Below are 26,518 nucleotides of genomic sequence, written 5' to 3'. Positions count from 1 at the left end.
CGGAATGATTTAACGACCCTTAACTCCGCTGTCGGCCTCTCGGCAGCATGTTTCGCCGGTGCCGAAACCCGGTATATTGAACGTGTGGCGTCCGCAGAAGGCAGAGAGTATCGTGTCGGTGTTCGTCATTGCCCTGGATTTTTATGGTGAAATCGTCCAAGAAGCGTATGTTCTAACGTAATGTTCCCAGCGGGGATTCCATGCGGTACATCCAGCTCCTGGGGCTGCTCATAGGTTTTCTGGGGTGGAGTTCGTTTGCGCGTGCGACGGAGCCCTTGCCGCCGCCGAAGGGGCCCGTTCTGCTGACTATTTCCGGCAAGATCGAGCAGACCAATGTCGGGCAGGCTGCCCAGTTCGATCGGGAAATGCTCGAAGCCTTGGGCCCCGCCTCGATTACGACCGTCTCCACCATGTCTGCCACGCAACAGCTCTTCGAGGGGGTGTCCCTTCGGGCTGTTCTGGACAGGGTCGGGGCCAAGGGAACATCCATCGTCGCCTCGGCCCTGAACAGCTACAAGATCACCATTCCGTTCGAGGATCTGAACTATGAGCCCATCATCGCCATGCGGGTCGACGGCCAGGTCCTGAAGCTGCGCGACAAGGGGCCGCTGTGGATTGTTTATCCTCGCGATGCGCATCGTGCCCTGCAGACGCCTGTCTATGACTCCCGCTGGATCTGGCAGTTGAACAAGCTGCACGTCGAGTGACCATGAGACTGAACCTCAACAACCACAAAGCGGGATTGTTCACGCTTCTGACGACGGCGGTGCTCGCGATCTCTTTGAGCTTCGCCGTCGTGCGGTTGTTCGACATCGAGCGCGATCTGCGCAGCGAAGATACTCACTCCAACCTCTGGATGATTTCCCAAGCGCAGTTCGAGGCTGCGCTCATGGCGGAAAGCCTGGCTCGATACGCCGCAGGAGAAACTTTCGCCGACACCGAGCAGGCCCCGGACTTTCGCTTGCCGATCCTGATCAGTCGCGTGGCCGTGTTGCTCGACGGTCCGCAGTCCGAGGTCATCGCCAAGATCGGCCTACTGGGAGATCTGAAAGTCGGCTATCTTCAGCTCACTCTCGCCGAGCCCTTGCTCGAGCAGACGATGACACCGGAACAGGCTACGAATCTGCGCACGCAGATTCGCGATCTCGGCTACACGCTGCGGGATGCCGCCAACGACGTCATGCTGCTCAACCGGACGGACACCGCGTCGAAACGGGCCATGTATCTGCGGGTCGTGCTGGAGAGCCTCGCCTTTCTTACCGGCATTTTCCTGAGTGCCGGATTTCTGCTGGTCCGCCTGTTCAGGGGCGTTCAGGAGGCCAGTCAGGCCAAGCAGCTGCTGCGTCAGGAACAGGAACTTTCGGATCTCGTCATCAACAACGTGAGCAACCAGGGCATCGTCATGTTCGACGAGAAACTGGAGTGCCTGCTCTGGAATCCAGGCATGGAGAGCCTGCTCAATGTCAGGCCGGACGAAGCCATCGGCCGCCTGATGCAGGATCTCGGCCCGTTGTTTTCGAAGCCGGAGATGATCCGCTCGCTCGATCTGGCGATCGCGGGAGAGAGCACGATTTTCGAGGATGAAACGGCCGGTGAGGCGGGCCAGGACCGCTGCCTTGAGATCAACTGTTTTCCGGTTTCCATGGCGCAGCGGAAGTTGGGGATCGCCTTCGTCCGAGACGTGACCGAGCAATGGCTGGCCCGCAAGCAGGCCGAGCGCCAGAACTTCGATCTGGAGATCAAGGTCCTTCAGCGCACCGCTGCTCTGAGACAGGCCGAGCGGCGCCTGATCGCAGCCATCGAATCCGCCTCGGAGGGATTTGCGGCCTTCGACTGGACCGGCAGGCTTCTTTTCGCCAACGAGCAGATCTGGGCTTCCGCTCCCGTAGCCCTCTGGTGCAGGGACGAGATGAGCCTGCCCGTCTTTCTGCGCTGCTTCGCCATGTGCGAAGGGGCGGATCAACGGCTCCTGGTCGCCCAGCCTCCGTTCGATGAGATCGAGGTCGACGTTCTGCTCAAGAAGGACATCTGGGCTCATCTGTCCGTCTCGAAGGCGGACGGCGCGACCATCTTCGTGCGGCTCACCGATATCTCGGCCTACAAACAGGTGGCGACGGCGCTCCAGTCGGCTCTCGAGCGCGAACGGGAGACCACCAACGCATACCGCAATTTCGTCTCCATGGTGTCGCACCAGTTCCGGACGCCGCTGGCAATCCTCGACTCAAGCGCTCAGCGAATTCTCCGGCGCGGGCCGAACCTGACGCCGGACGAGCTCGTGGGCCGCATTCAGAAAATCAGAAATGCAGGCAATCGCTTGACCCGCCTTGTCGAGAGCGTCCTCAACGCCGCCAAACTCGATGAGGGCCGGATCGAGCTGAACCCGGAGCCCTGCAACCTCGTCCAGCTCGTCATGGACATCGGTGAACGCCAGAGCGAATTGAGCTCCCACTCCAAGATCCTGTTTCAGGTCCCCGAGCAATCGATCTGGGTCTACTGTGATACGATGCTGATCGAGCAGGTCGTCATCAATCTCCTATCGAATGCCGTCAAATATTCGGGGGAGGAGCCGGTCGTCGAGATCAAGGTTTGGGCGGAGGGCGCCCGAGCCTTCTGCTCCGTTCGGGACTGGGGCATCGGCATTCCGGCCGATGAACTGCCCAAGATCTTCGATCGCTTCTACCGAGCGAGGACGGCCACGGGTATCGCGGGCACTGGCATCGGTTTGAATTTTGCGCAAAGAATCATGCGCTTGCACGGAGGAGATATCCAGGTGGAAAGCTACGAGGCCGAGGGATCCTTGTTTACGTTTGACCTGCCGCTGTCGCAGACCGACCAGGCGCAGCAGGCTGCATAAGTGGCGAAATCCATGATTCATCAAAAAACGATCCTGTGCGTTGAAGACGAGGACGATTTGAGGACGGATCTGGCCGAAGAGCTGGGAGCCGCCAATTACCGGGTTCTCCAGGCATCGAACGGCAGCGAGGCGCTTCGGTTGCTCGAAACGGAGCGTCCGGATCTCGTGCTCTGCGATATCACCATGCCGGGCCTGGGGGGCTATGAAGTCCTCAAGGCGATCCGCGAGCAGGGGGACAAGGCGGATGTCCCGTTCATCTTCCTGACGGCTCTGGCCGAACGGAACGATGTGCTCGTCGGAAAACAGGCGGGGGCCGACGATTATCTCGTCAAGCCTATCGATTACGAGATCCTGCTCGCGACGGTCGCCGCGCGCCTCAATCAAGTCGACCGCGTGCGGACGAGCGCCGTCAGCCGCGCCGAGGAGGCCTGGCAGGAAGTTCTTCGGTCGTCCCGCGGACAAACCGTCGAAGCGCTCTACAAGGCCACCTTCGCGTTCGACCGGTTCCTGGTCGGTGTCGTGGTCGTCGACGAGAAGGGTTCCGTCAAACTCATGAACAAGGAGGCGGAGCGGATCGTCGGAGAGAACGACGGCATCGGCGTCTCCGGAGGCGTGCTGAAAGGAGCTGCGGCCAAACAGAGCACCAAGCTCTATCAGGCCATTGAGAAAGCCTTCGAGGAGGAAACTCTCGACGAGATCGTTTCCTTCCCCCGCAACTCGGGTGGGCGTCCCTATCTGGTGCTCGTGCCGGGGCAGCGCTTTTCTGCGGAAGAGCGTCCCGAAGCGGTCGTGCTGCTCCTGATCGACACCGAGCAGCGCACGAAGGTGTCCGGGGACACCCTGGTGCGGCTCTACAATCTCACTCCGTCGGAGACACGGGTGGCGCTGATGCTCATCGACGGCAAGCGTCTCGATCAGATCGCTGAGGAACTCGAGATCGCCCAGACCACGGTCGTGTTCCATCTGAAGAATCTCTTCAGGAAGACCGAGACCAACCGGCAGGCGGATCTGGTGCGCGTGCTGCTGTCGGTGCCGCTGCGGACGGCTGGAGACTGACCAGGGGCTTCATCGGAAGGGGCGTTAACGGATTGTTGACCGTCCTAATTGAAACAGAGTTCGGGCAGGGCGTTGCCACAATCTGTTCAGCTTCCAGTGAGGTTTGCGACCCTATAGTCGCTGCCAAGAAAGGGCGAAACAGAATTCTCCCTCTGCTTGTAGGTGACGAGCTATGAAGGTCTTCAATCTCCTCTCCGGCTCGGCTGCCGCTCTGGCGCTGGTGGCTGGTTTGGCCGCCGCTCAGCCGGCATCCGCACGCGACCGCATGTCTCCGGGGGCTGCCGCCGCCGTCGGCGTTCTGGGAGGGCTTGCCGTCGGCACCATCGTCGGGGCGACGGTTGCCCAGCAGCCTGCCTATGCGGCTCCCGCTCCCGTCTATGTGGCGCCCCCGCCGCCTCCGCCGGCCCGCGTCTATGTGGAAGAGCCGGCGCCGGTCGTGTACCACCGCGCGCCGCGCCGGGTTTACGTCGAGAGCTGCACGACCGAGCGGTTCCGCGAATGGGTTCCCGGCTGGGGTTGGGAATACCGGACCCGGCAGGTGTGCAACTGATCGGATCCTCACCGGATCGAGAACGGGCCCGCTTCGAGCGGGTCTTTTCTTTTGACGGGTGGAGAAACCGCGATTCCGCTGCCGCGTTGACGGAGGAGGCCACAACACGAGTTCCGTCATGAGCAATTCATCGCGCGACCAAGCCGCTTCCGACGAGCCGAAACTGAATCCTGGCGATCAGGCTGAGCCGGGCACCCCTGGCACCGGCGAGAACATCTGCCCCGAGTGCAAGGGCAGCGGGCGCATCGGCGTCACGGCGTGCCCGATGTGCGGCGGCACGGGCAAGGTCATCGAGGGAATCGGCGGGGCTTAAGACTTGTCGGGCTTGGCCATCCAGCGCACAAGCGGCATCAGCGGCACGATCCAGATCAGGCCGAGGACAATATAGGCGAGGGTCTGGACGAGCTTCGGCGCCTCGGTGATCCGGCCCTCCGCCAGAGCCATGGCGAACAGCGCGTAGGTGATGATGAAGATCAGCATCGCCACCGTTCCGATCAGTTTGCGCAAACGCATGCCCATCTTGAGCCCCTTCCGGCGCCGCCTGGAGGGCGGTGCGTCACTGTCATTGATTGCCCTTCGGCGACCCAGCCTCTATGTGACAAGCCGTAACCTGGGTTCAAGTCTAAATTTGCCATGAGAACGAGCACGGCTGTCGCAGCCTCATCCGAGGGCGTGTCCTTGGCGCGCCTTTCTGAAAGCCAATCGCCCCACGTCAGGTCCCAGACTCTGGTGAGAACCTGGATCTACATCCTCGCCGCCCTGGTCGTGCTGATGATCGCGGTGGGCGGGGCCACCCGTCTCACGGGGTCGGGCCTGTCGATCACGGAATGGAAGCCGGTGACCGGCGCGATCCCGCCCCTGACGGAGCAGGCTTGGCAGGCCGAGTTCGAGAAATACCGGCAGATCTCCCAATACGAACTCGTCAACAAGGGCATGACCCTGTCCGAGTTCAAGTTCATCTATGCCTGGGAATGGGGGCACAGGCAGCTCGGCCGCCTGATCGGGCTCGTGTTCTTCGTGCCCTTGGTGCTCTTCTGGGCCCGGGGGCTCATCAAGGGCCAGCTGGCGCTGACGCTGCTCGGCATCGGCGCCTTCGGAGGGCTTCAGGGAGCCATCGGCTGGATCATGGTGGCGTCGGGCCTCGAGCCGGGCATGACCGCCGTTGCGCCCATCAAGCTCGCCCTGCATCTGACCGTCGCCAGCCTCATCCTCGTCTGCCTGGTCTGGGTGGCTTCAGGGCTGAAGGACCGCAGCGCGCTGCCCGCCGAGCAGGGAATCGGCTTTGCGCCCCGTACCCTCGTCGTCCTGATCCTGGCGCAGATCGCCCTGGGAGGGCTCGTCGCAGGGTCGAAGGCCGGCTACACATACAATACGTGGCCCCTCATGGACGGAAGCCTGATACCACCCGCTTCGGCTTTGTTCACGGTGAAGCCCTGGATCGAGAACTTCGTCGACAACGTCGTGCTGGTCCAGTTCAACCACCGGATGCTGGCCTACGCGATCGTCGCCTTCGCGCTCTGGCATGCCTGGAGCGTGCGCCGTCACGCGCCGGGATCGGGGGCCGCGCGTCGCGCCACCGGCATTGCGTGTCTGGCCTTGGCGCAGATGGCCCTCGGCATCGTGACCCTCCTGCTCGTGGTGCCGCTTTGGGCCGGGCTCGCCCATCAGGTTTTCGCCATGGCGGTGCTGGCCATGGCGGTGGTTCACGCGCGCGTCAGCATGGCCTGAAGCAAGAAGGGCGGCCCGAGGGCCGCCCTGTCTCCGTCATTCTGCGTGAGATTTAGCGGATGACCTGCACGATGCGGTGCGTGCCGGGATCGACCAGAACCGGGGTGTCGTTGACCACGGTGTAGCGGTACTGGGTCACGCCGTACTCGGCCGGCACTTCATAGTACTGCACGCCGGAGGTGGGCAGGGTGGCGCCCACGCGCACCTCTTCCGTGTAGCGATAGGACGGAACCCCCTGCTGGACCACGTACTGGCGGAAACGGGGCTGAGATTCGCCGGCAAGGCCGCCCACGATCGCGCCCGTCACACCACCGACGGCAGCGCCGATCGGGCCGCCCACGATCGCGCCGCCTACGGCGCCGGTCGCCGCGCCAGCCGCAGCGCCGCCGGCCGCCGGATCCTGGGCGAAAGCGCCCACCGGGGCGAGGGTCGCAAGAACAGCGCCTGCAAACAGAATCTTCTTAGACATGTCTCAGCTCCATTTCACTGGTGAAGTCGGGAGCTTAACGACTAAGCAAAAAGGTGGTTCCGGTTGCGCAACAGGGTTTCTTGCAGCCGAAATCTCAAGGAAATTATCCCGATCACCGAATCGACTTCAACGCAGGAATTATTCTGCCGGATTTTCTCGTATCGACGGATCGATCATTAGGATCAGGCGTTTAACGGGTATTCCTCACATACTGGCAGAGAGGCGTTGCCTTCCTGTGGGGCAGCGAATTTTCCTGACGTTGCGGCATGCAGTTTTGCCGGAATCTCTCTGTTCTGCTTGGGGATATGCACAGTGTGATCGAAGGTGGAATTAGGAAATCAGGTCTTGTTCTGCTACAGATGAACAATATTAAGCTCGCGTTAACAGAGGGCGGCGGGCTTTCTTAGGCTTATGAGGGAGTCAGGCATGAATGTGCTGGTCTTTGCTTCGCGGAAAGGCGGCTCTGGTAAGAGCACGCTCGCTGCACATCTCGCGAGCTATATTGCCAACCCGTCGCGTAAGACGTTGTTGATCGACAACGATCCGCAAGGGTCGCTGTCTCTGTGGCACAGGATCCGCGATCAGGAGCATCTCAGCCTGAAGCACAATGTGCGCAACCTCGGCGAGGCCCTGCGGGACGCCAAGCGCGAAGGCTACGAGTGGGTTCTGATCGATACGCCGCCCAACAAGTCCCATATCGTGGCCGAATCCATCAAGCACGCGACGCTCGTGATCGTGCCGACCCGGGCGAGCCTGTTCGATATCGCGGCCCTGCAGGATACGGTTCAGATCGCGCGGGAGCTGCGCAAACCCTACGCCGCCGTGATCAACGCCGCCCCGGCCAAGCACGGCGATGCGGAATCGCCGGTTGTCGCCGACGCGCGCGGCGCTCTGAATGCGCTGCAGGTTCCCGTCTGGGCTGGCCAGATCACCCATCGTCCGGAACTGACCCTTGCTCTGGCGACGGGCGAGGGCGCAAGGGAATACGAGCCGAATTCTCAGGGCGCCGAGGAAATCGGACGCCTGTGGACGGCGCTGGAGCGCTCGCTCAACGCCATTCACAGCACCTACAAGAAAGCTGGCGGCTCCTCGCGCGCTGCGTAGTCGACGCGCCGCGCGTTCTTTCAGTCAGAGGGCGGCTCGAAGCCGCCCTTTTTATTGCCCGTTTCTCTCGCTTTCTTCATGGCGGGGCTCGTCCCGGCCATCCCTTTTCCGAAGGGCGCAGCGCCCATCAAAGCGGAATCACCGGCGCAAGGCCGGTGATTCTGAACGGAGAACCTGGATACGGCGGAAGGGACTCAAGCCGCGTCGAGGGCCTGATTCAGATCGTCGATCAGGTCTTCCTTGTCTTCGAGGCCGATGGAGAGGCGCACCACCTCCGGGCCCGCACCCGCCTGTGTCTTCTGCTCGTCCGTGAGTTGCCGGTGCGTGGTCGACGCCGGATGGATCACCAGCGAGCGCGTATCGCCGATATTGGCGAGATGCGAGAACAGCTTGAGGTTGGAGACCAGCTTCACGCCTGCTTCGTAGCCGCCCTTCAATCCGAAGGTGAAGACGGCGCCAGCGCCCTTCGGGCAGTATTGCTGGGCCAGGTTGTGGTACCGGTCCGACCGCAGGCCCGGATAGCTGACCCAGGACACCTTGCCGTGGTTCGCGAGATGCTCGGCAACCGCCAGGGCGTTGTCCGAATGGCGCTGCATGCGCAGGGGCAGGGTCTCGATTCCGTTGAGGATCAGGAAGGCGTTGAAGGGCGAGAGGGCAGGGCCCAGATCGCGCAGGCCGAGGACGCGGGCCGCGATGGCGAAGCCGAAATTGCCGAAGGTCTCGCCCAGCACCATCCCGCCGTATTCCGGACGCGGCTTGGAGAGCATCGGGTAACGGTCGTCGCCCGCGAAGTTGAACGATCCGCCATCCACGATCAGGCCGCCGACCGAGTTGCCGTGGCCGCCGAGGAACTTGGTGGCCGAATGGACGATGATGTCCGCGCCATGCTCGAAGGGACGGATCAGGTAGGGGCTCGCCATCGTGTTGTCGACGATGAACGGGATGCGGTGCTTCTTGGCGATCGCCGCGATGGCCTGCAGGTCGACGATCACGCCGCCGGGATTGGCGATGGACTCGACGAAGATCGCCTTGGTGCGCGGGGTGATGGCGGCTTCGAAGGTCGACGGATCGTCGGAATCGGCCCAGACCACGTTCCAGCCGAAGTTCTTGTAGGCGTGGTTGAACTGGTTGATCGAGCCGCCATAGAGCTTGCGGGCCGCGATGAACTCGTCGCCGGGCTGAAGCAGGGTGTGGAAGGTCAGGAACTCCGCCGCGTGGCCGGAGGCAACAGCGAGGGCCGCCGTGCCGCCTTCGAGGGCCGCGACGCGCTCTTCCAGCACCGCGTTGGTGGGATTACCGATGCGGGAATAGATGTTGCCGAAGGCCTGAAGGCCGAAGAGAGAGGCCGCATGATCCACGTCGTCGAACACGAAGGACGTGGTCTGATAGATCGGCGTCGCCCGTGCGCCGGTCGCGGCATCGGGGGCGGCCCCCGCATGAATGGCAAGCGTGTCGAAGCCCGGCAAACGGTCAGTCATGGCAGGAGCCCTTTTCCTCGTGAGGATGATGTTCTGTTCTCTTTAAAGAACGAAACGTTCGTCCGGTCAAGGAGGGGCGCAAGGCTCCTGTCTAAGACTATGGGCGATTGAGACCGAGCTTCTGAAAGCCCTTGCCCGAGAGCACCGGCTTTTTGGCGCTGAGCATTCGCGAGTTCACGCCCTGCCAGGAAATCTCGCCGGACAGTCGTCCGAACTCGATCTTGGGGCAGCGGTCCATCACGACCTTGATGCCCCTAGCCTCGGCTTTCGCCGCCGCTTCGTCGTTGCGGACGGAAAGCTGCATCCAGATCACCTTGGGCAGGGGATCGAGCGCGAGGGCCTCATCCGTGATCGGGCCCGCCGCTTCCGAGTTGCGGAAGATCTCGACCATGTCGATGGGGCCGGGGATCTCGGCGAGCGAGCCGTAGACCTTCTTGCCCAGCAACTCGGAGCCCGCGAGCCCGGGATTGACGGGAATGACGTCGTAGCCCCGCTCCAGCAGATATTTGGTGACGATCCAGCTCGGGCGGGCGGGATTGGCCGACGCGCCCACGAGCGCGATGGTCTTCACGCTGTTGAGAATGCCGCGGATGTAATCGTTCGGGTAATTGCTGTGGTCCATGGCGAGAACGTATGGGATAGGGCAGGGCAGTTCAACGAGCATTTGACGCATGTCACCCCTTCCGGCATCCCATCATCCGGTCATGACGAAGGAAGATCTTGTCGCCTTCCTGGATCGCGAGTTCCCTCAGATCCACATGGGGGGGCAGACCTACTTCCTCGACGAGATCGGGCCGCTTTCCGTGCGGATGCGCATGGATTATCACGAGCGTCATCTTCGCCCCGGCGGCACGATTTCCGGCCCTGCCATGATGACGCTGGCGGATCTCGCGCTCTACGCCGCGATCCTGGCGCATGTCGGCCCCGTGGCGCTTGCCGTCACCACGAGCCTCAACTTCAATTTCCTGCGCAAGCCCGAACCTCGCGCCCTGATCGCGGAGTGCCGCCTCCTGAAACTCGGGAAGCGGCTTGCAGTGGGCGAGGTGTCGATGTTTTCGGAGGGCAGTTCCGATGTTGTCTGCCATGCGACGGGGACGTATTCGATTCCGGAGCGCCGCTGATTCAACGCTTTATGAAGGCGTTTTCTGCCGGGCGGCGACCAGCGCGTCGTCGATCTCCCGCGCCCGAACCGCTGCCGGACGGCCGCTGATCCGCTGCCAATAGGCTTCGAAGGCGGGGCGCTTCTCGAGGGTGCCGAACATCATGCCCCAGCCGATCTGTGAGCCGACATAGACATCGGCCGCGCTGAACCGGTCGCCCGCGATGTAATCGGATTGGGTGACGGCGTATTCCAGGGCGTTCACCACGTCCGCGACGCCGCCGTATCCGACCATGCCCCGCCGCTCCTCGGGCACTTCGAAGCCAAGGGCCTTGTTGCTCAAGGCGGACTCGACCGGACCGGCGGCGAAGAACATCCAGCGGTAATAGGGGCCCCGATGACGGTCGCCGTGGGGCGGCGCCAGTCCCGCCGCGGGGAAAACGTCTGCCAGATAGGCGCAGATGGCCGCCGCCTCGGTGACGACCGTGCCGTTATGGATGATCGTCGGCACCTTGCCCATGGGATTGAAGGCGAGGTAGTCCGCGCTCTTCATGGTGGTGCCGAATTCCAGAACTTCCGTCCGGTAGGGCTGGCCGACCTCTTCGAGCATCCAGCGGACGATTCGGCCGCGCGACATGGGATTGGTATAGAAAATCAGGTCTTCGGCCATGATTGATCCTTAAGGAAAGATCGGAGCGAGGAATACTGTAACCGCGGCGAGGTCGGATGACAAATGGGATGTGGTTTTATGATACCACATCAGCGGTATTTAGATACCTATATATGCTAAGTATTTGGTTTAATTGCTATTTAATTGATCGATGCCCTTTGCGAATGCCGTTGACTTGCCTTCCGAAAGTCACTAAACACCCCTCACTCGCCGCCGCATCTCGCGGCGGTTTGTCATTTTTCAGAACCTGAGCCCGGACGGGCTCCAATGGGAAACAGCGCAATGAAGACTACGACTTCGCTGAAGCCCGCCGAGGTCGAGAAGAAGTGGGTTGTGATCGACGCGAAGGGCCTCGTTGTGGGCCGTCTCGCTACGATCGTTGCCATGCGCCTGCGTGGCAAGCACAAGGCGAACTACACGCCCCACGTCGACTGCGGCGATAATGTTATCGTCATCAACGCCGACAAGGTGGTGTTCACCGGCCGCAAGCGCGAGCAGAAGGTGTACTACCATCACACCGGTTATCCGGGCGGCATCAAGGAACGCACCGCCAAGTTCATCCTGGACGGCCGCTTCCCTGAGCGTGTGGTCGAGAAAGCTGTGGAGCGCATGCTCCCGCGCGGCCCGCTTTTCCGCCAGATCATGGGCAACCTGCGCGTCTATGGCGGCGCTGAGCATCCGCATACGGCTCAGCAGCCGGAGGTGCTGGACGTGGCGGCCCTGAATGCCAAGAACGTGAGGGCCTAATCCATGGCGACCCTTCAGTCTCTCGCCGATCTGGGCCAGAACGCCCAGTCTGCCGCTCCGGAAGCTCCGAAGCATGTCCAGAAGCTCGACTCGCTCGGTCGCGCTTACGCCACCGGCAAGCGTAAGGACGCTGTCGCCCGCGTGTGGATCAAGCCCGGCTCCGGCAAGATCATCATCAACGACCGCGCCGTCGAAGTTTACTTCGCTCGTCCGGTTCTCCGCCTGATCCTGTCGCAGCCGCTGCAGGTCGCTCAGCGCGAAGGCCAGTACGACATCGTCGTGAACGTCAACGGCGGCGGCCTCTCCGGCCAGGCCGGCGCGGTCCGCCACGGCCTCGCCAAGGCGCTGACCTACTACGAGCCGGAGCTTCGCGGCCCGCTCAAGAAGGAAGGCTTCCTGACCCGCGATCCGCGCGTCGTCGAGCGCAAGAAGTACGGCAAGAAGAAAGCTCGCCGCAGCTTCCAGTTCTCGAAGCGCTAATCGCCTCCAGGCTATCGAATTCGAAAAGGGCGGCTCTCGGGCCGCCCTTTTTATTCATGCCCGGATCGCAAGTGCGGTTCCTGGCGATTCCCGGATCGGGCGACGCTCATTCCGGTTCTGGAAATTTCAAAACGGAATGCTCACCTTGAAATGAAATATCATTTTGAGTATTGAGCCGCTCACGGAAGGCCGCGCATGGATGCGCCTTGGGTGAGCGGAAAACCGTTGATCGAGTTCAAGACGAAAGTCATCAGGATCTGCCTCTGCATCGGCATCGCACTGATTGCCGTCGGCGCGGCATCGTCGACGTACCTGCATTCCGTCGACCCCGGGACCATGACCCCCGGCCACGAGGCTTTGTCCTGCGACGGCTGCCACGTCCCGGCGAGGGGGACCATCCGCCAGCAAATCCAAGCCAATGTCGCCTATATTCTGGGGTTGCGAAAGACATCCGCCTCCTTCGCATTTCGTGCGCCGAGTTCCGAAGATTGCAGTGCGTGCCATGTGCGTCCTCAGGATCCTCATGCTCTCGGCCGGTTTGCCGAACCGCGCTTTACGGAGGCGTTGAGGACAATTCGCGCCGACACCTGCATGGGATGCCATCGAGAGCACCGGGGCCAGAGGGCTTCCGCCGGAACCGATTTCTGCGCCGAATGCCATGCCGACCTTATCGTAAAAAACGATCCGCTCGACGTCGGTCATGGGAGCCTCATCGGCCAGCAGCGCTGGTCGACCTGTCTCACCTGCCATGATTATCACGACAATCATGAACGCAGGGCGCAGCGACATCTGACCGACGCCTACGACGCCGGGGCGATCCGCTCCTATCTCGCGAGCGGCCCCGATCCCTACGCGGCTGCCAAACGGCACCCAGCCCGGCCGACCCGCCCATGATGAAACACGTCCTCGCCATGCTCTCCCTCTGTGTGGTCGCGATTTATCTGTTCGTCACCGCACCTCCTCCTCTCCCGGATGACGGGGCCGGAGCGTCCGATGCGCCAAGGATCCCCGTCAGGGTTCTGCTGGATTCCAGCAATCTCGTGAATGCGGCCGCCCGGAAGATCTATACCGAGCGCATCGTGACGCGAGGTCAGGAGGCGGGCTTCGCCTTCGGCGAGGATTGGCGGGAGCCGGACGTCGAGGCCGGGCCGTTGCCGGCCCTTTTCCTGCGAATGGTCGCGACGCAGCTTCGGGAGCAGGGCTCTCCCCTCGGGCTTTTTCTCGGCTCAGACCGGCCGATCAACCCGTCGAATGCCTTCAGGGGAGAGCAGGTCCGGCAGTTCAGCATCTTGAAGGAGGACCGCAAGCCTCGGTATTTCGCTATGTCGGAGCAGGGGCTTCAGGTTGCCCTCTACGCCGACATTGCCGCAGCGCCCGGCTGCGTGAGCTGTCACAACGATCATCCCAAGACTCCCAAGAGAGACTGGAGCCTCGGCGACGTGATGGGGGCAGCGACCTGGACCCATCCGAAGGCGTCCGTCACGGATCGGGAGCTGCGCCAAGAGATCGGCCAAGTCTATGCGGCGCTCGAACAGACCTACTCGGCCTATCTCGACAAGGCCCGGCGTTTCCGGGATCCGCCGCTCATCGGCAGCGTCTGGCCAGAAAAGGGAAAGAGACAGCTTCCTGATCAAGGAACGTTCATGGCGGCCGTCAGGGAGGCGACGGCCCTACAGATCTTGAACACGGCGGTCCTGCTTCCATGAGCGTCCTCGCGAAAATCCGGCAGAAAAAGGCGGCTTATCTTCCCCTCGGCCTCCTGGTTGCTGCGCTTGCGGCTGCTGGTCTCTCAACGGGGGCAGGGGGACGACTGCTGTTGTCGGACAGGGGCTCAAGAGACATGCTCCTTGCCTATTCCCTGGTAACCGGCGCGCTGCTTCTCGTATCGGTGCTCTGGCAATGGAGGCTCTACTTCGTACGCCGGAGCGGCGATGGACGACAGTTCCAGAAGAGCTATCGAAGCCATCGCTGGACGGGGCTTGTTCCGCTGGCCTTTCTGCTCATCCATATGGGAGGCCCTCGCGCCTCGCTTCTCTGGGCCGTGAGCGCTCTCCTGTTTGCTTCTTCGGTCAGCGGGCTCTTCAATCACGAGGTCCTGAGGCAGAAGAAGCAGGCCATGAGAAAGGCTTGGCTCGCCACCCATATCGGCTCGGCCGCCCTCATCCTGCCGCTGGTCTGCTTTCACATATGGGCAGCTCTCGCCTTCAAGGGCCCCTGAAGCCCGCCCCTCGTCGCCGATTGACGCGGGGCGGCTTTGATCGCATAAACCCTGCATGAACAAGATTGCCGTGATCCGCCGACGTCGATCGAACGCTCCCGCCGCGCGAGCGCGATGACGGCTGTCTGAACGGCCTGACCGCAAGCCGCGCCGATGCGCGGCTTTTTTGTTTCTCCAGAACCATATCGGCGTTATTGGCTTGAGCCTCAGGGGCGGCCACAGGTGGATCGGATCGACATGACAACCATGACCCAGAATTCTGCGGATCTCTCACAGGGCACCAAGACGGTCTTCATCGACGGCGAGGCGGGCACCACCGGCCTCGGCATTCGCGAGCGCCTGCAGGGCGTCCCGGGCGTGGCGATCCGGAGCATCGACCCGGCGCGCCGCAAGGACCCGGAGGCCAAGCGCGAGATCCTGGCGGATGTCGATCTCGTCGTGCTCTGTCTGCATGACGACGCGGCCCGGGAGACGGTTTCTCTCGTCGATGGCCTGAGCGGCAGGAAGCCGAAGATCCTCGACGCCAGCACGGCCCATCGGGTTGCGCCCGGCTGGGCCTATGGCTTCGCGGAGCTCTCCTCCCAGCAGAAGCAGGCCGTCGCCTCGGCGGAACGGGTGGCCAATCCCGGTTGCTATCCCACGGGCGCCATCGCGCTCCTGCGGCCGCTCGTCGAGGCCGGCCTGATCCCGGCCGATTACCCGATCAGCGTGAATGCGGTGAGCGGCTATAGCGGCGGCGGACGCTCCATGATCGAGGCATACGAGGCAGGCACGGCCCCGGCCTTCGAACTCTACGGCCTCGGTTTCGAGCACAAGCATGTGCCCGAGCTTCAGAAATATACCGGGCTGACCCGGCGCCCGATCTTCATCCCCTCCGTCGGCAATTTCCGCCAGGGCATGCTGGTCAGCGTTCCGCTCCATCTGGATCTGCTACCGGGTAAGCCGAAGGCTATCGAGCTGGAGCAGGCGCTGATCGAGCGCTACAAGGGCGGTGGATTGGTGAGCGTCGTCCCGACGCTGTCCGAGGGCAAGAAGATCGAGCGGATCGAGCCCGAGGCCCTCAACGACACGGACCGCCTGGAGCTCTTCGTGTTCAAGCACGACAGCTACAATCACGCCGTGCTGGTGGCGCGCCTCGACAATCTCGGCAAGGGCGCATCGGGCGCCGCCGTGCAGAACATCCAGCTCATGCTCGGATTGGTCTGACAGGGGCTATTCGCGTCATCCCCGGCACGAGGCCGGGGATCCCGATCCAGGAAGCGCCGAGCCTTTCGGTGAAGGGATGGCCGGGACATGCCCGGCCGTGACGTCGGCGCAATCAATGCTGAATTAATGGCCTTTCCGGCCCTTGCTGGTGTCCAGCGCGCTGCCTTCGAAGGCGACGACGCGCTGGCGCTGTTCGCCGAGGCCCTCGATGCCAAGGCTCACGACGTCTCCCGCCTTGAGATAGCGCGGCGGCTTCATGCCCATGCCGACGCCGGGCGGCGTGCCCGTGGTGATCACATCGCCGGGCTCGAGGATCATGAAGTGCGAGACGTAGGACACGATCTGCGCCACGTTGAAGATCATGGTTTTCGTGGAGCCCGTCTGCATGCGCTCGCCGTTCACGTCGAGCCACATCGACAGGTTCTGCGGATCCGGGATCTCGTCCTTGGTCACGAGCCAGGGCCCGAGGGGGCCGAAGGTGGGGCAGCCCTTGCCCTTGGTCCAGGTGCCGCCGCGCTCGATCTGGAATTCGCGCTCCGAGACGTCGTTGCAGACGCAGTAGCCCGCCACGAAATCGAGCGCCTCATTCGCGCCGACATAGGATGCGCGCTCGCCGATGACGATGGCGAGCTCGACCTCCCAGTCCGTCTTTTCGGACCTGCGGGGAAGGATCACGTCGTCGTTCGGACCGACGATGCACGAAGGCGCCTTGTTGAAGACAATCGGTTCGGCGGGAATGGGAGCGCCCGTTTCGGCGGCGTGGTCGGCGTAGTTCAGGCCAATGGCGATGAAGTTCCGCACCTGCCCGACGCAGGCGCCGAGACGCTGTCCATCCGGGGCGAGGGGGAGCGTCTCGGTGTCGACAGCGCGGACCCGAGAGAGGATCTCCGGCGACAGGGTCGCGCCGGTGATGTCCGGGATCGTCCCGGAGAGATCGCGGATCTGTCCTTGCCTGTCGACGATTCCCGGCTTCTCGCGTCCGGCCTCTCCAAATCTCACCAGTTTCATCAAGCGCTCCTATCCTAACGGCATGGTCCTAATTGGCGCATTCACGCCCGCCTACAATGCATTTTCCCGGCACAAATATGTTGCTGTTTTGCCACGAGTGCGGAGAAAGGACGACATTTTCCCCAACGGGGAAGATGCAGCATAATTTCAATTCGCAACTTTAAATACGCTAGTTTACATGTGAACTAACCGTAATGAAACGTATTCGCGTCAATTGTGCTTTCAGGTTCCTATGTAGTCCGCAGAAATGAACAACAGTATTCGGTCCGTTACAGGAGCCGGCAGGGAACAGGTGTGGAGATTGCGGCGAAAATTGAGCATGGCACAGTGCGGGTTCATGCAGGATTCCCTCAGGCGGGATTCCTGCAACAAAACAGAAAAGGGCAGGAAACTTCCATGAGCCGTTTCAACCGTTCTTTGTCCCTCGCCGCAGTCTCCTTCGCAGCTCTCATCGCCGCCCAGGGCGGTGCCCAGGCGGGCGCCTTCGGCCTGCGTGAACAGAGTGCCACGGCGCAGGGCTATTCCTTCGCCGGTGCCGCTTCCGGCTCTGGCTATCTCTCCTCCATGTTCTGGAACCCCGCCGTCATCACGATGTCGCCGGGCTGGAACAGCGAGTGGCACCTTTCGCTGATCCTCCCGCGCGTCGACATCAAGCCGGATCCCCTCCAGACGCCGACCGCTATTTTCGGCGCTTCCGGTGACATCGGCCAGGACGCCATCGTGCCGACCGGGTTCAGTTCGTACCAGATCAATGACAGGCTCTGGATCGGCCTTTCCAGCACGGCTCCCTACGGTCTCGTGACGGACCCCCGGGAGAACTGGGCCGGTCAGGTCTATTCCCGCTCGTCCCGGATCTTCTCGGTGAACGTCAACCCGGTGGTCGGCGTGAAGGTCACCGATTGGCTGTCCGTGGCTGTGGGCCCCTCGCTCCAGTATTTCGACATTCGCCTGAAGAGCGCCGTGCCGACCCCGATCACCGCGCCTGGCACTGCCGTACGTCCCGGTCAGCCGAGCGGAATTCTCGATGGTGACGATTTCGGCTTCGGTTTCACGGCAGGCGTGACCATCACCCCCTTCGTCGGAACGACGGTCGGTCTCGGGTATCGTTCGTCCATCGAGCATAACCTTGAGGGAACCTTCACGCTTCCCCCGGGTGTCGTGGCACCGATCGGCATTCGGACGCCGATCAATGCAACCCTGAAGACGCCGGATCAGCTCACCCTCGGTCTCTCGCAGGTGATCAACCCGAACATGACCGTCCATCTCGGCTTCGAGTGGACGAACTGGAGCGTTCTCAAGACACCGCTCGTCACCAATTCGGCGACGGGAGCGCCCGTCCAGGCGCTCGCGCTCAACTATGACGACGGCTACTTCTACTCGCTCGGTCTGGACTACAAGCTGGATCCCCAGTGGACGCTGCGAGCCGGTGTCGCGTACGAGGATTCGCCGATCGACACGAATATCCGCTCGACCCGTCTGCCGGACAACGACCGCATCTGGGCTTCGATCGGCGTGGGCTATCAGTGGAACGACAAGCTGTCGTTCGATGTCGCCTATACCCACATTTTCACGAAGAACACGGACATTCGCATCGTCGAGGGCCATCAGGATTTCCGCCCTGGTCTGCCGTTCGTGGCCGATGTGGACTCGAGTGTCGACATCATTTCGGCGGGCCTGCGTTACCGCTGGGATGATGCGAGGGTGGCCATCCCGGCTCCGATCGTCCGCAAGTACTGAGAACCAGAGCACTCACAGCCAAAAGGCCGGCGGTGACGCCGGCCTTTCTGTTTTGTGATGAGGAAGGAGAGGGGGCGGGCGGCCTCACGCCTTTGCCAGAACGTAGGTGCCCGGCGCATCGCAGAGTGGCTCCAGCTTGCCGCTCCCCGGCTCTCGTGCGGGGATTTTCTTGGGGGCCTGCTTCTCGACCCACGAGAGCCAATAGGGCCACCAGGAGCCCGGGGTTTCATTAGCCTTCGCGACCCAGTCCTCCAGCTCGCCCTCGACGGGGCCTCCCGTCCAGAACTGGTACTTCTGCTTGTTGGGGGCATTCACGACGCCGGCAATATGCCCGGAGCCCGCTAGAACGAAGTCAACCGGCCCTCCGAACGACTTCGAGCCCAGAAACACGGAGCGGGCAGGGGCGATGTGATCTTCCTTGGTGGCGAGATTGAAGACCGGTGCCTTGATCTTCTTCAGGTCGAGCCTCACGCCCGCAAGTTCCATCTCGCCTTTGGCGAGCTTGTTCTCGAGGTAGCAGTTGCGCAGATAAAAGGCGTGGTTCGCCGCCGGCATGCGCGTGGAATCGGAATTCCAGTAAAGCAAGTCGAAGGCGGTGGGGGGCCGGCCTTTCATGTACACGTTCACCACGTTCGACCAGATCAGGTCGGTGGGCCGCAGCATGTTGAAGGCGTTGGCCATGTGCGAACCGTCGAGATAACCCTGCTTCTTCATCTGCGCCTCGACGGAGCGGATCTGCTCCTCGTCGGCGAAGACCTTCAGGTCGCCTGCATGCGTAAAGTCCACCTGCGCGGTGAAGAACGTGGCGCTGTCGATCCGCTTGTCGCGCTTGGCGGCCATGTAGGCCATGGTGACGGCGAGCAGGGTGCCGCCGACGCAATAGCCGATGGCCGTCACCTTCTTCTCGCCGGTGGCCTGCTCGATGGCATCGAGTGCGCAGAAGATGCCCTCGCGCATGTAATGCTCGAAGCCCTTCTCGGAATGCTGCTTCTGGGGGTTCACCCAGGAGATGCAGAACACGGTGAGCCCCTGAGCGACCGCCCAGCGGATGAAGCTCTTCTCGGGGTTGAGGTCGAGGATGTAGTATTTGTTGATCCACGGCGGCACGATCAGGAGCGGGCGTTTCAACACCTGCTCGGTCGTGGGGGCATATTGGATCAGCTCGATCAGGTCGTTGCGAAAGATCACCTTGCCCGGCGTCGTCGCGATATTCACGCCGACCCTGAAATTGCTGGGATCCGTCTGGCGGATCTTGAGCTCGCCGCGCCCGGACTGGATGTCCTCCGCCAGCATCGCCATGCCACGCGCCAGGTTCGCGCCGTTTTCCTTGATCGTCTCGCGGATGAGTTCCGGGTTCGTCAGCAGGAAGTTCGAGGGCGAGAGGGCGCTCGAAATCTGCCGGAGATAGAACTGTGCCTTGTGACGGGTCCGCTCGTCGAGGCCGTCCGCTTCCTCCACCATGTCCTCTGCCCATCGGGCGGAGATCAGGTAGGCCTGTTTCAGGAAGTCGAAGACGGGATTTTCCGACCATTCCGGGTCGATGAACCGGGTGTCCTTGGGCTCCGGCTCCGCAACCGGCGGCACCGGCTCGCCCTGCGCCTTCTTGAGCGTCGAGGCCCAGAGGTCGAGGAATTGAGAGCTGAGCCGGGCCTGAGCCTCGAAGGATTTCTGCGGGTCGCTCATCCAGGATTCGGCGACACGGCCAAAGGTTTTGATCGCCTCCGAGGCGTCGTTCGCGATCTCGGGAGGAGAACCGCGCTCCTCTAGCGGCTTCAGGTAAGCGGCCGTCGCTTTCGTCGCTCCCTCGAGGAAGCGAGCCATGTTGCGGGAGAGCTCCTCGAAATCCGGGCCTGAGGATCGGGCCTGCTCTTCACCGTATGGCTTGTCCATAAGGCGATCTCCCTTTATCTCGCGCCATTGCCCAGGGGACGCAATTCGAGCATCTTAGCGTTCGATCCCCGTCCTGTGCAGTCATCTCTTAGGTTACCGACAATGCGTATCCAGTTCCCTATGGTTTCCCGCCCGCCGGCCCTTGTGCTGGCGCTGCTGGTTGCTGCTAACGTCTCAGCCTGCGCAGGCGGTTCCAACCCCGTGCGGGATGTCGCCTCCGCAGTGGGAGCCGGTCCCAAGACCGCGCCGACGCCGGATTTCGTTGCGCACTCGCGCCCGGGGAGCTTGGATTACATGCCCATCGGCACGGCCGAGGATGGGCGTCCCACTCCCGCCCGCTCCGCGGCCGAGGTGAAGGCGGCGGAGGCGGAGCTCGATGCCCTTCGCGCCCGCAACGAGGCGGCAGGGGCCGACGCGGCCCGCCTGGGGGGAACGCCCCCGCCCGAGCCGATCACGCTTCCGGTCAACAAGCCGCAGACACCGGCCCGTAAAGCGAATTCCAATACCAATCGCTGACATCTATACGGGGCCGATTATACCAGACTGATCCGACCCCGCCCGAGGACAAACCATGTCTAACTTTTACCGCATCAAGCGTCTGCCGCCTTATGTCTTCGAGCAGGTCAACCGCATCAAAGCCGCCGCCCGCGCCAATGGAGCGGACATCATCGATCTGGGCATGGGCAATCCCGACCTGCCGGCGCCGCAGCATGTGATCGACAAGCTGGTGGAGACGGTCGGCAAGCCGCGCACGGACCGATACTCGGCCTCAAAGGGCATTTCTGGCCTGCGTCGGGCACAAGCCGGCTATTACGAGCGCCGCTTCGGCGTGAAGCTCAACCCCGACACGCAGGTCGTGGCGACGCTGGGCTCGAAGGAGGGCTTCGCCAACATGGCGCAGGCCATCACGGAGCCGGGGGACGTGATTCTCGTGCCTAATCCGAGCTACCCGATCCATGCCTTCGGCTTCCTCATGGCGGGCGGCGTGATCCGCTCCGTTCCCGCCGAGCCGACGCCGGATTTCTTCGTGGCCGCCGAGCGCGCGGTGATGCACTCGATCCCGAAGCCCGTGGCGCTCGTGGTCTGCTATCCGTCGAACCCGACGGCTTATGTCGCCTCCCTCGATTTCTATCGCGACCTCGTCGCCTTCGCCAAGAAGCACGAGCTGATTCTGCTCTCGGACCTCGCCTATTCGGAGGTCTATTTCGACGAGAATAACCCGCCGCCGTCGATCCTGCAGGTTCCGGGAGCGATCGATGTGGCCGTGGAATTCACCTCCATGTCGAAGACCTTCTCCATGGCGGGCTGGCGCATGGGCTTCGCGGTCGGCAACGAGCGCCTTCTCGCCGCGCTCGCCCGAGTGAAATCCTATCTCGATTACGGCGCCTTCACGCCGATTCAGGTGGCGGCGACGGCAGCCCTCAACGGCCCCGATGATTGCATTCGCGAGATGCGCGCCACCTACAAGCGTCGCCGTGACGTGATGGTCGACGCCTTCGAAAAGGCGGGCTGGTCCGTTCCGGCTCCCAGCGCCTCCATGTTCGCGTGGGTCGAGATCCCTGAGAAATTCCGCGCCATGGGAAGCCTCGAATTCTCCAAGCTCCTGGTGGAAAAGGCCGATGTGGCCGTCGCCCCGGGGATCGGCTTCGGCGAGCACGGAGACGATTATGTCCGGATCGCCATCGTGGAGAACGAGCAGCGCATCCGTCAGGCCGCGCGAAACATCCGCAAGTTCTTCGACAATGCGGACCAGATCCTGCACAACGTGGTCCCGATGGCGCGCAGGGGGTAGGCAATGACGGGAGGCAGGGGGCAGAGGGGCATCGGATTCCTAATCGCCTTCGCCGGATCCATCGTCGCGTCAAGTTCTGCTGCGTATGCCGATGAAGTTGCCTCCGTGCAGCCTCCCAGGAGCTTCGAAGTACGCTCTCCTAATGGACAATGCATTGCCTACGCTGATGCTGCTGCCTCCCGCATCACCGGATCGCGCCTGGGTGACAAGGGTGCTGAGAAACTCTGGGTCATCCCCGAGCATCAGCAGGTTATCTACGTTGCTGACGATTGCCAGAGCGTGATGGCTCTTTATCGAGGAGGGGGCAGCATCATATGGCAGGAGCATTCACCCTCTACCGTTGTCCTGTTCTTTTTCCGTTCAGGAAGATTGCTTAAGCGCTTCACCCTTGGAGAGCTCTACCCCGATATAGATGCTCTTCCTCAGAGCGTATCCCATACACGCTGGTTGCCCTGGAGGATAGAGGATGCTCCTGTCGCCGGATGGGAAGGAGGGAAATGGTTCATCCGTACCGTCGATGGCCGCAAGATCCTGTTCGACCCCGCCACAGGTGGGAAGATCAACTGATCTTTTGAGATTTCGTTCCTTGCGAGGCGTGTCGGTCATGCCGACAACATCGAATTCGATTGAGCAAACTCTCCCAAGGCTCAGCTTGGTCTTTGCACTGTACTTTGGCGCTGCTGTCGCCTTTGGGACCTTGCTTACGCCGACGAGTGGTTGCCGCTTCCAGCAGACTACGAGGTCCGCTCTTCAAACGGGGAATGCCTTGCACGTGCAGATGTCGCTCGGTCACGGATCGCGGGATTCGGGGCTGTCGATCAGGACAGGAAAGAGCTTTGGGTCATCCCCGAGTACCATCAATTCATCAAACTCGGGGATGATTGCCGCAGTGCGATGGCTCTCTATGAGGGCGAAAGCTTGCTGTGGCCCCAGGACAGGCACTCCACCACAGTGGTCCTATCCTCTTTTCATTCAGGGGAGTTGGTTCGGCGAGTGACGCTTGGAGAACTCTATTCCGATGTGGACCTGCTTCCCGAGACCGTATCCCATTATGACTGGGTTGAGGAAACAGGCTGGAAGGACGGAAAGTGGTTTATCCATACGGTCGATCTTCGGACGATCCTATTCGATCCCATCTCAGGGGAAGGTGCCGTCTACCGTAACTGGACCAAATTGTACCCGATCTCGCCCCATTGGCTGGATCTCAAGCGCTTGATACTGATAGTCAAGAGCTTCTAGGCGACGTCCAGCCGAGCACGCATCAAGCGCACTTCGCCGTTACCAAATCCTCACCGGCTAGGCCTAGTTCGGGTGAGCATTATCCGGGGAAAAGGCTGAAATGGCTTAGACTGTGCAGGGCGGTCGTCAGCTCCCAGGCGTAGACAGACACAAGGCGTCGCCGTAAAAGAGCGCGGCCATTATCACTCAATGATCCTTCCAAGGAGGCCGGGCGTGTCGCCTAAACCCCTTCGGATCGGCATCGCAGGCCTCGGTACGGTCGGCGCGTCGGTCATCCGCATCCTCGAACGCCGAAACGCGACAGTGACCCAGAGGGGTGGAAGGCCTGTCGAGGTCGTGGCCGTTTCGGCCCGCGACCGGTCGAAGGATCGCGGCGTCGACCTCTCCCGGTTCATGTGGTTCGACAACCCCGTGGACCTCGCCGGCTCGGCCGATGTGGAATGTGTCGTCGAACTGGTCGGCGGCGCCGACGGGCCGGCTCTGGAGGTCGTGCGGACGGCTCTGTCGCAGGGAAAGCACGTGGTTACCGCCAACAAGGCGCTGCTGGCCAAGCACGGCCTTGCTCTTGCGACGCTCGCCGAGGCTCACGGCGGATCGATCGCCTTCGAGGCATCGGTCGCCGGCGGTATTCCGATCATCAAGACGCTGCGGGAGGCTCTGCCGGGCAACCGGGTCGAGCGCCTGTACGGCATTCTCAACGGAACCTGCAACTATATCCTTTCTCGCATGGAGCTGGAGGGGCTGACGTTTCAGGAATGCCTGAAGGACGCTCAGCGCCTCGGTTATGCGGAGGCCGATCCGACCTTCGACGTTGAAGGGTTCGATACCGCCCACAAGCTCGCGATTCTCACGAGTCTCGCCTTCGGGACGGAGATCGACGCCGAAGCCATCTACGTGGAGGGAATTTCGTCGATCACTCCGCTGGACCTCTCCATGGCGAAGGAGCTCGGTTTCCGCATCAAACTGCTCGGCGTCGCCGAGCGCACGGACACGGGAATTGAGCAGCGCGTGCATCCGACGATGGTCTCCCGGAGCTCGTCCATTGCGCAGGTGATGGGGGTCACCAACGCGGTGACCATCGATGCGGACGCCGTGCGCGAGCTGACGCTGATCGGACCCGGTGCGGGAGGCGACGCCACCGCTTCGGCGGTGGTGGCCGATATTGCCGACGTGGCCGCCGGCCTGGTTCAGCCCTTGTTCGGCAGACCCGTCGAGCAGCTGGAGAAGGCGGTCCGGGCCCCTATGCAGCGCCACGAGGGCGGCTATTACATCCGCCTGACGGTTCATGACCGGCCGGGCGTTGCCGCCGGTGTCGCCACCCGCATGGCCGAGGCGGACATCTCGCTCGAGAGCATTCTGCAGAAACGCTCCGAGCTGGCCGCCACGAAGGATCCGCACGGCCGCTCCGGGGCGCCGGTTTCCCTCGTCCTCATCACCTATGCGGCGACGGAAGCATCCATCCGTTCCGCTCTGGAGAAGATCTCGGGGGATGGTCTTATCGCCGAGCCGCCCCAAGTCATTCGCATCGAACGCGATTAATCATCGGGCGGGCGGAAACGCCCACCGGTCACCGTTAAAAGGGAGACGACACGTCCATGTCGCAAGGCATTACCGTCCAACCGGGGCAACTCATCGAGCGCATCCTGACCATGGAGCTCGTCCGCGTCACCGAGCGCGCGGCCGTGGCTTCGGCCCGGCTGCGCGGTCGTGGCAACGAAAAGGCGGCGGACCAAGCCGCCGTCGACGCCATGCGCCGTGAGCTCAACAAGCTCCCCATCGACGGCACCGTGGTGATCGGCGAGGGCGAGCGCGACGAAGCGCCGATGCTCTTCATCGGCGAGAAGGTCGGCAACAAGAACGGACCGAAGGTGGATATCGCCGTCGATCCGCTGGAGGGCACGACCCTCTGCGCCAAGGACATGCCCGGCTCCATCGCCGTCATGGCCATGGCGGAGGCGGGCACGCTCCTGGCCGCCCCCGACGTCTACATGCACAAGATCGCAGTCGGCCCGGGCTATCCGACCGGCGTCGTCGATCTCGATGCCTCGCCCGAGGACAACATTCATGCCCTCGCCAAGGCGAAGGGCGTGAAGCCGAACGAGATCAACTGCCTCGTGCTCGACCGGCCGCGCCATGCCGAGCTGATCGCCGCCATCCGCAAGACGGGCGCAGGCGTTCGCCTGATCACCGACGGCGACGTGGCGGGCGTGATCTTCACGACCAAGCCGGGCGATACGGGCATCGACATGTATCTCGGCATCGGTGCCGCGCCCGAGGGCGTGCTCGCGGCGGGCGCGCTGCGCTGCATCGGCGGCCAGATGCAGGGCCGCCTGATCCTCGACACCGAGGAAAAGCGCTCCCGCGCCTTCCAGATGGGCGTCACCGACCCCAACAGGAAGTATGACATGACGGATCTGGCCCGCGGCGACGTGATCGTGGCCGCTACCGGCGTGACCGACGGCGCGCTGCTCAAGGGCGTTCATTTCGGCAAGGAAGTGATCACGACGGAGACGGTGGTCTACCGCTCCGCGACGGGCACCGTGCGCCGCATCCACGGCGAGCACCGCGAATTGTCGAAATTCCACTTGGATTAAGTCCTCGCGGCGACGCAGGACATTGCTTCTTCGTCATGGCCGGGCTCGTCCCGGCCATCCACGTTTGAATGACACCGCTCGGGGTGCGGGCGACCGCGAGACGTGCGATCATGACGGGAGACTGGGGAAGCAGCATGATTCAAATTCGTCCTATCGCGCCTGAGGACAGGCAGGCCTGGGAGCCGCTCTGGCAGGGCTACCTGACCTTTTACAAGGCCACCGTTCCTGCCGAGGTGACGGAGACCACGTGGCGGCGGCTCAACGATCCCGCCGAGCCCATGCACGGGCTCGCCGCCGTTCTCGACGGAAGGATGCTCGGGATCGTGCATTACCTCTATCATCGCTCCACCTGGACGATCGGCAATTACTGCTATCTGCAGGATCTTTTCACCGCCGAGGAGGTGCGCGGCCGCGGCATCGGGCGGGCCCTGATCGAGGCCGTCTATGAACGGGCGAGGGCCGAAGGGGCGAGCCGGGTCTACTGGCTGACGCACGAGACTAACACGGACGCCCAAGCCCTCTACGACAAGGTGGCCTCCCGCAGCGGGTTCATCCAATACCGAAAGGTGATTTAACCACATTTCACGGGTAATACTCAG

The 26,518-nt window shown here is 62.5% G+C and carries 29 protein-coding genes; 22 read left to right on the top strand and 7 right to left on the bottom strand.

Annotated features, from left to right (window positions below):
- Positions 1–200: 200 nt before the first annotated feature.
- From ACS5Q0_RS07885 to ACS5Q0_RS07865, 5 genes are all read left to right on the top strand, one after another.
- The gene (locus ACS5Q0_RS07885) at positions 201–707 is read left to right on the top strand and encodes a putative pterin-binding protein (protein ID WP_473126063.1); all 507 of its coding nucleotides are present in this window, start codon (positions 201–203) and stop codon (positions 705–707) included.
- 2 nt (positions 708–709) lie between these two features.
- Positions 710–2,854 carry a sensor histidine kinase gene (locus ACS5Q0_RS07880; RefSeq protein ID WP_473126062.1) on the top strand — a complete coding sequence of 715 codons (2,145 nt, stop codon included), beginning with the start codon at positions 710–712 and terminating at the stop codon, positions 2,852–2,854.
- A 12-nt stretch (positions 2,855–2,866) separates the two neighbouring features.
- Positions 2,867–3,910, top strand: coding sequence for a response regulator (locus tag ACS5Q0_RS07875; RefSeq protein ID WP_473126061.1), 1,044 nt, complete (start codon positions 2,867–2,869; stop codon positions 3,908–3,910).
- A 172-nt stretch (positions 3,911–4,082) separates the two neighbouring features.
- The gene (locus ACS5Q0_RS07870; RefSeq protein WP_473126060.1) at positions 4,083–4,460 is read left to right on the top strand and encodes a hypothetical protein; all 378 of its coding nucleotides are present in this window, start codon (positions 4,083–4,085) and stop codon (positions 4,458–4,460) included.
- Positions 4,461–4,578: 118 nt separating this feature from the next.
- Positions 4,579–4,773, top strand: a complete 195-nt coding sequence (locus ACS5Q0_RS07865) for a hypothetical protein (protein WP_473126059.1) — start codon at positions 4,579–4,581, stop codon at positions 4,771–4,773.
- On the opposite strand, the gene ACS5Q0_RS07860 is transcribed toward ACS5Q0_RS07865, so the two are convergent.
- Complete coding sequence (locus ACS5Q0_RS07860) at positions 4,770–4,979, bottom strand: DUF2842 domain-containing protein (RefSeq protein WP_473126058.1); 210 nt, start codon at positions 4,977–4,979, stop codon at positions 4,770–4,772. The genes ACS5Q0_RS07865 and ACS5Q0_RS07860 overlap by 4 nt on opposite strands.
- A 114-nt stretch (positions 4,980–5,093) precedes the next feature.
- On the opposite strand from ACS5Q0_RS07860, the gene ACS5Q0_RS07855 reads away from it, so the two are divergent.
- Entirely contained in the window at positions 5,094–6,188 is a 1,095-nt protein-coding gene (locus ACS5Q0_RS07855) for a COX15/CtaA family protein (RefSeq protein ID WP_473126057.1), read from the top strand.
- Positions 6,189–6,240: 52 nt separating this feature from the next.
- Here the strand turns inward: ACS5Q0_RS07855 and ACS5Q0_RS07850 are convergent, their stop codons facing one another.
- A complete protein-coding gene (locus ACS5Q0_RS07850; protein WP_473126056.1) occupies positions 6,241–6,657 on the bottom strand; it encodes a DUF1236 domain-containing protein in 417 nt (138 codons plus the stop codon).
- A gap of 426 nt (positions 6,658–7,083) precedes the next feature.
- On the opposite strand from ACS5Q0_RS07850, the gene ACS5Q0_RS07845 reads away from it, so the two are divergent.
- Positions 7,084–7,761 (top strand): AAA family ATPase, encoded by a 678-nt coding sequence (locus ACS5Q0_RS07845; protein WP_473126055.1) that lies wholly within the window; start codon positions 7,084–7,086, stop codon positions 7,759–7,761.
- A 194-nt stretch (positions 7,762–7,955) separates the two neighbouring features.
- Here the strand turns inward: ACS5Q0_RS07845 and ACS5Q0_RS07840 are convergent, their stop codons facing one another.
- Together ACS5Q0_RS07840 and ACS5Q0_RS07835 are read right to left on the bottom strand one after the other, a co-directional pair.
- Positions 7,956–9,239, bottom strand: a complete 1,284-nt coding sequence (locus tag ACS5Q0_RS07840; RefSeq protein WP_473126054.1) for an O-acetylhomoserine aminocarboxypropyltransferase — start codon at positions 9,237–9,239, stop codon at positions 7,956–7,958.
- A 97-nt stretch (positions 9,240–9,336) separates the two neighbouring features.
- Positions 9,337–9,861, bottom strand: coding sequence for a CoA-binding protein (locus tag ACS5Q0_RS07835; protein ID WP_473126153.1), 525 nt, complete (start codon positions 9,859–9,861; stop codon positions 9,337–9,339).
- Positions 9,862–9,910: 49 nt separating this feature from the next.
- Between ACS5Q0_RS07835 and ACS5Q0_RS07830 the strand changes: the two genes are divergently transcribed.
- On the top strand, positions 9,911–10,360 hold the full coding sequence (locus tag ACS5Q0_RS07830) for a PaaI family thioesterase (RefSeq protein ID WP_473126053.1): 450 nt from the start codon (positions 9,911–9,913) through the stop codon (positions 10,358–10,360).
- A 9-nt stretch (positions 10,361–10,369) separates the two neighbouring features.
- Here ACS5Q0_RS07830 and ACS5Q0_RS07825 read toward each other — a convergent pair whose 3' ends face one another.
- A complete protein-coding gene (locus ACS5Q0_RS07825; protein ID WP_473126052.1) occupies positions 10,370–11,008 on the bottom strand; it encodes a glutathione S-transferase family protein in 639 nt (212 codons plus the stop codon).
- A gap of 282 nt (positions 11,009–11,290) precedes the next feature.
- Between ACS5Q0_RS07825 and rplM the strand changes: the two genes are divergently transcribed.
- The 6 genes from rplM (at position 11,291) to argC (ending at position 15,659) form a co-directional block, all read left to right on the top strand.
- Positions 11,291–11,755 carry a 50S ribosomal protein L13 gene (gene rplM, locus ACS5Q0_RS07820; RefSeq protein ID WP_047189853.1) on the top strand — a complete coding sequence of 155 codons (465 nt, stop codon included), beginning with the start codon at positions 11,291–11,293 and terminating at the stop codon, positions 11,753–11,755.
- A 3-nt stretch (positions 11,756–11,758) separates the two neighbouring features.
- On the top strand, positions 11,759–12,235 hold the full coding sequence (gene rpsI, locus ACS5Q0_RS07815; protein WP_473126051.1) for a 30S ribosomal protein S9: 477 nt from the start codon (positions 11,759–11,761) through the stop codon (positions 12,233–12,235).
- Between the two features lie 195 nt (positions 12,236–12,430).
- Positions 12,431–13,129: a hypothetical protein gene (locus ACS5Q0_RS07810; RefSeq protein WP_473126050.1), complete on the top strand. Its 699-nt coding sequence runs from the start codon at positions 12,431–12,433 to the stop codon at positions 13,127–13,129.
- The gene (locus ACS5Q0_RS07805; RefSeq protein ID WP_473126049.1) at positions 13,126–13,941 is read left to right on the top strand and encodes a c-type heme family protein; all 816 of its coding nucleotides are present in this window, start codon (positions 13,126–13,128) and stop codon (positions 13,939–13,941) included. The genes ACS5Q0_RS07810 and ACS5Q0_RS07805 overlap by 4 nt, the downstream gene beginning before the upstream one ends.
- 134 nt (positions 13,942–14,075) lie before the next feature.
- Positions 14,076–14,453: a hypothetical protein gene (locus tag ACS5Q0_RS07800; protein ID WP_473126048.1), complete on the top strand. Its 378-nt coding sequence runs from the start codon at positions 14,076–14,078 to the stop codon at positions 14,451–14,453.
- 246 nt (positions 14,454–14,699) lie between these two features.
- Complete coding sequence (gene argC, locus ACS5Q0_RS07795; RefSeq protein ID WP_473126047.1) at positions 14,700–15,659, top strand: N-acetyl-gamma-glutamyl-phosphate reductase; 960 nt, start codon at positions 14,700–14,702, stop codon at positions 15,657–15,659.
- Positions 15,660–15,782: 123 nt separating this feature from the next.
- On the opposite strand, the gene ACS5Q0_RS07790 is transcribed toward argC, so the two are convergent.
- Positions 15,783–16,667, bottom strand: a complete 885-nt coding sequence (locus ACS5Q0_RS07790; RefSeq protein WP_473126046.1) for a fumarylacetoacetate hydrolase family protein — start codon at positions 16,665–16,667, stop codon at positions 15,783–15,785.
- Between the two features lie 396 nt (positions 16,668–17,063).
- Here ACS5Q0_RS07790 and ACS5Q0_RS07785 point away from each other — a divergent pair, with 396 nt between their 5' ends.
- Positions 17,064–18,404, top strand: a complete 1,341-nt coding sequence (locus ACS5Q0_RS07785) for an OmpP1/FadL family transporter (protein ID WP_473126045.1) — start codon at positions 17,064–17,066, stop codon at positions 18,402–18,404.
- A gap of 84 nt (positions 18,405–18,488) precedes the next feature.
- Here the strand turns inward: ACS5Q0_RS07785 and ACS5Q0_RS07780 are convergent, their stop codons facing one another.
- A complete protein-coding gene (locus tag ACS5Q0_RS07780; protein ID WP_473126044.1) occupies positions 18,489–20,294 on the bottom strand; it encodes a PHA/PHB synthase family protein in 1,806 nt (601 codons plus the stop codon).
- 102 nt (positions 20,295–20,396) lie between these two features.
- Here ACS5Q0_RS07780 and ACS5Q0_RS07775 point away from each other — a divergent pair, with 102 nt between their 5' ends.
- From ACS5Q0_RS07775 to ACS5Q0_RS07745, 7 genes are all read left to right on the top strand, one after another.
- On the top strand, positions 20,397–20,810 hold the full coding sequence (locus ACS5Q0_RS07775; RefSeq protein WP_473126043.1) for a hypothetical protein: 414 nt from the start codon (positions 20,397–20,399) through the stop codon (positions 20,808–20,810).
- A 55-nt stretch (positions 20,811–20,865) separates the two neighbouring features.
- Positions 20,866–22,086 carry an LL-diaminopimelate aminotransferase gene (locus ACS5Q0_RS07770; RefSeq protein ID WP_473126042.1) on the top strand — a complete coding sequence of 407 codons (1,221 nt, stop codon included), beginning with the start codon at positions 20,866–20,868 and terminating at the stop codon, positions 22,084–22,086.
- A 3-nt stretch (positions 22,087–22,089) separates the two neighbouring features.
- Entirely contained in the window at positions 22,090–22,653 is a 564-nt protein-coding gene (locus ACS5Q0_RS07765; RefSeq protein WP_473126041.1) for a hypothetical protein, read from the top strand.
- A gap of 426 nt (positions 22,654–23,079) precedes the next feature.
- Positions 23,080–23,325, top strand: a complete 246-nt coding sequence (locus ACS5Q0_RS07760) for a hypothetical protein (protein WP_473126040.1) — start codon at positions 23,080–23,082, stop codon at positions 23,323–23,325.
- 213 nt (positions 23,326–23,538) lie between these two features.
- Positions 23,539–24,864, top strand: a complete 1,326-nt coding sequence (locus ACS5Q0_RS07755) for a homoserine dehydrogenase (RefSeq protein WP_473126039.1) — start codon at positions 23,539–23,541, stop codon at positions 24,862–24,864.
- Between the two features lie 56 nt (positions 24,865–24,920).
- Positions 24,921–25,919 (top strand): class II fructose-bisphosphatase, encoded by a 999-nt coding sequence (gene glpX / locus ACS5Q0_RS07750; RefSeq protein WP_473126038.1) that lies wholly within the window; start codon positions 24,921–24,923, stop codon positions 25,917–25,919.
- Between the two features lie 134 nt (positions 25,920–26,053).
- On the top strand, positions 26,054–26,494 hold the full coding sequence (locus tag ACS5Q0_RS07745; RefSeq protein ID WP_473126037.1) for a GNAT family N-acetyltransferase: 441 nt from the start codon (positions 26,054–26,056) through the stop codon (positions 26,492–26,494).
- Positions 26,495–26,518 lie beyond the last annotated feature (24 nt).

The organism is Microvirga sp. HS2 (assembly GCF_055792805.1).
Note: the sequence above shows the minus strand (reverse complement) of the source record. Positions and strands in the feature narration are given on the sequence as shown.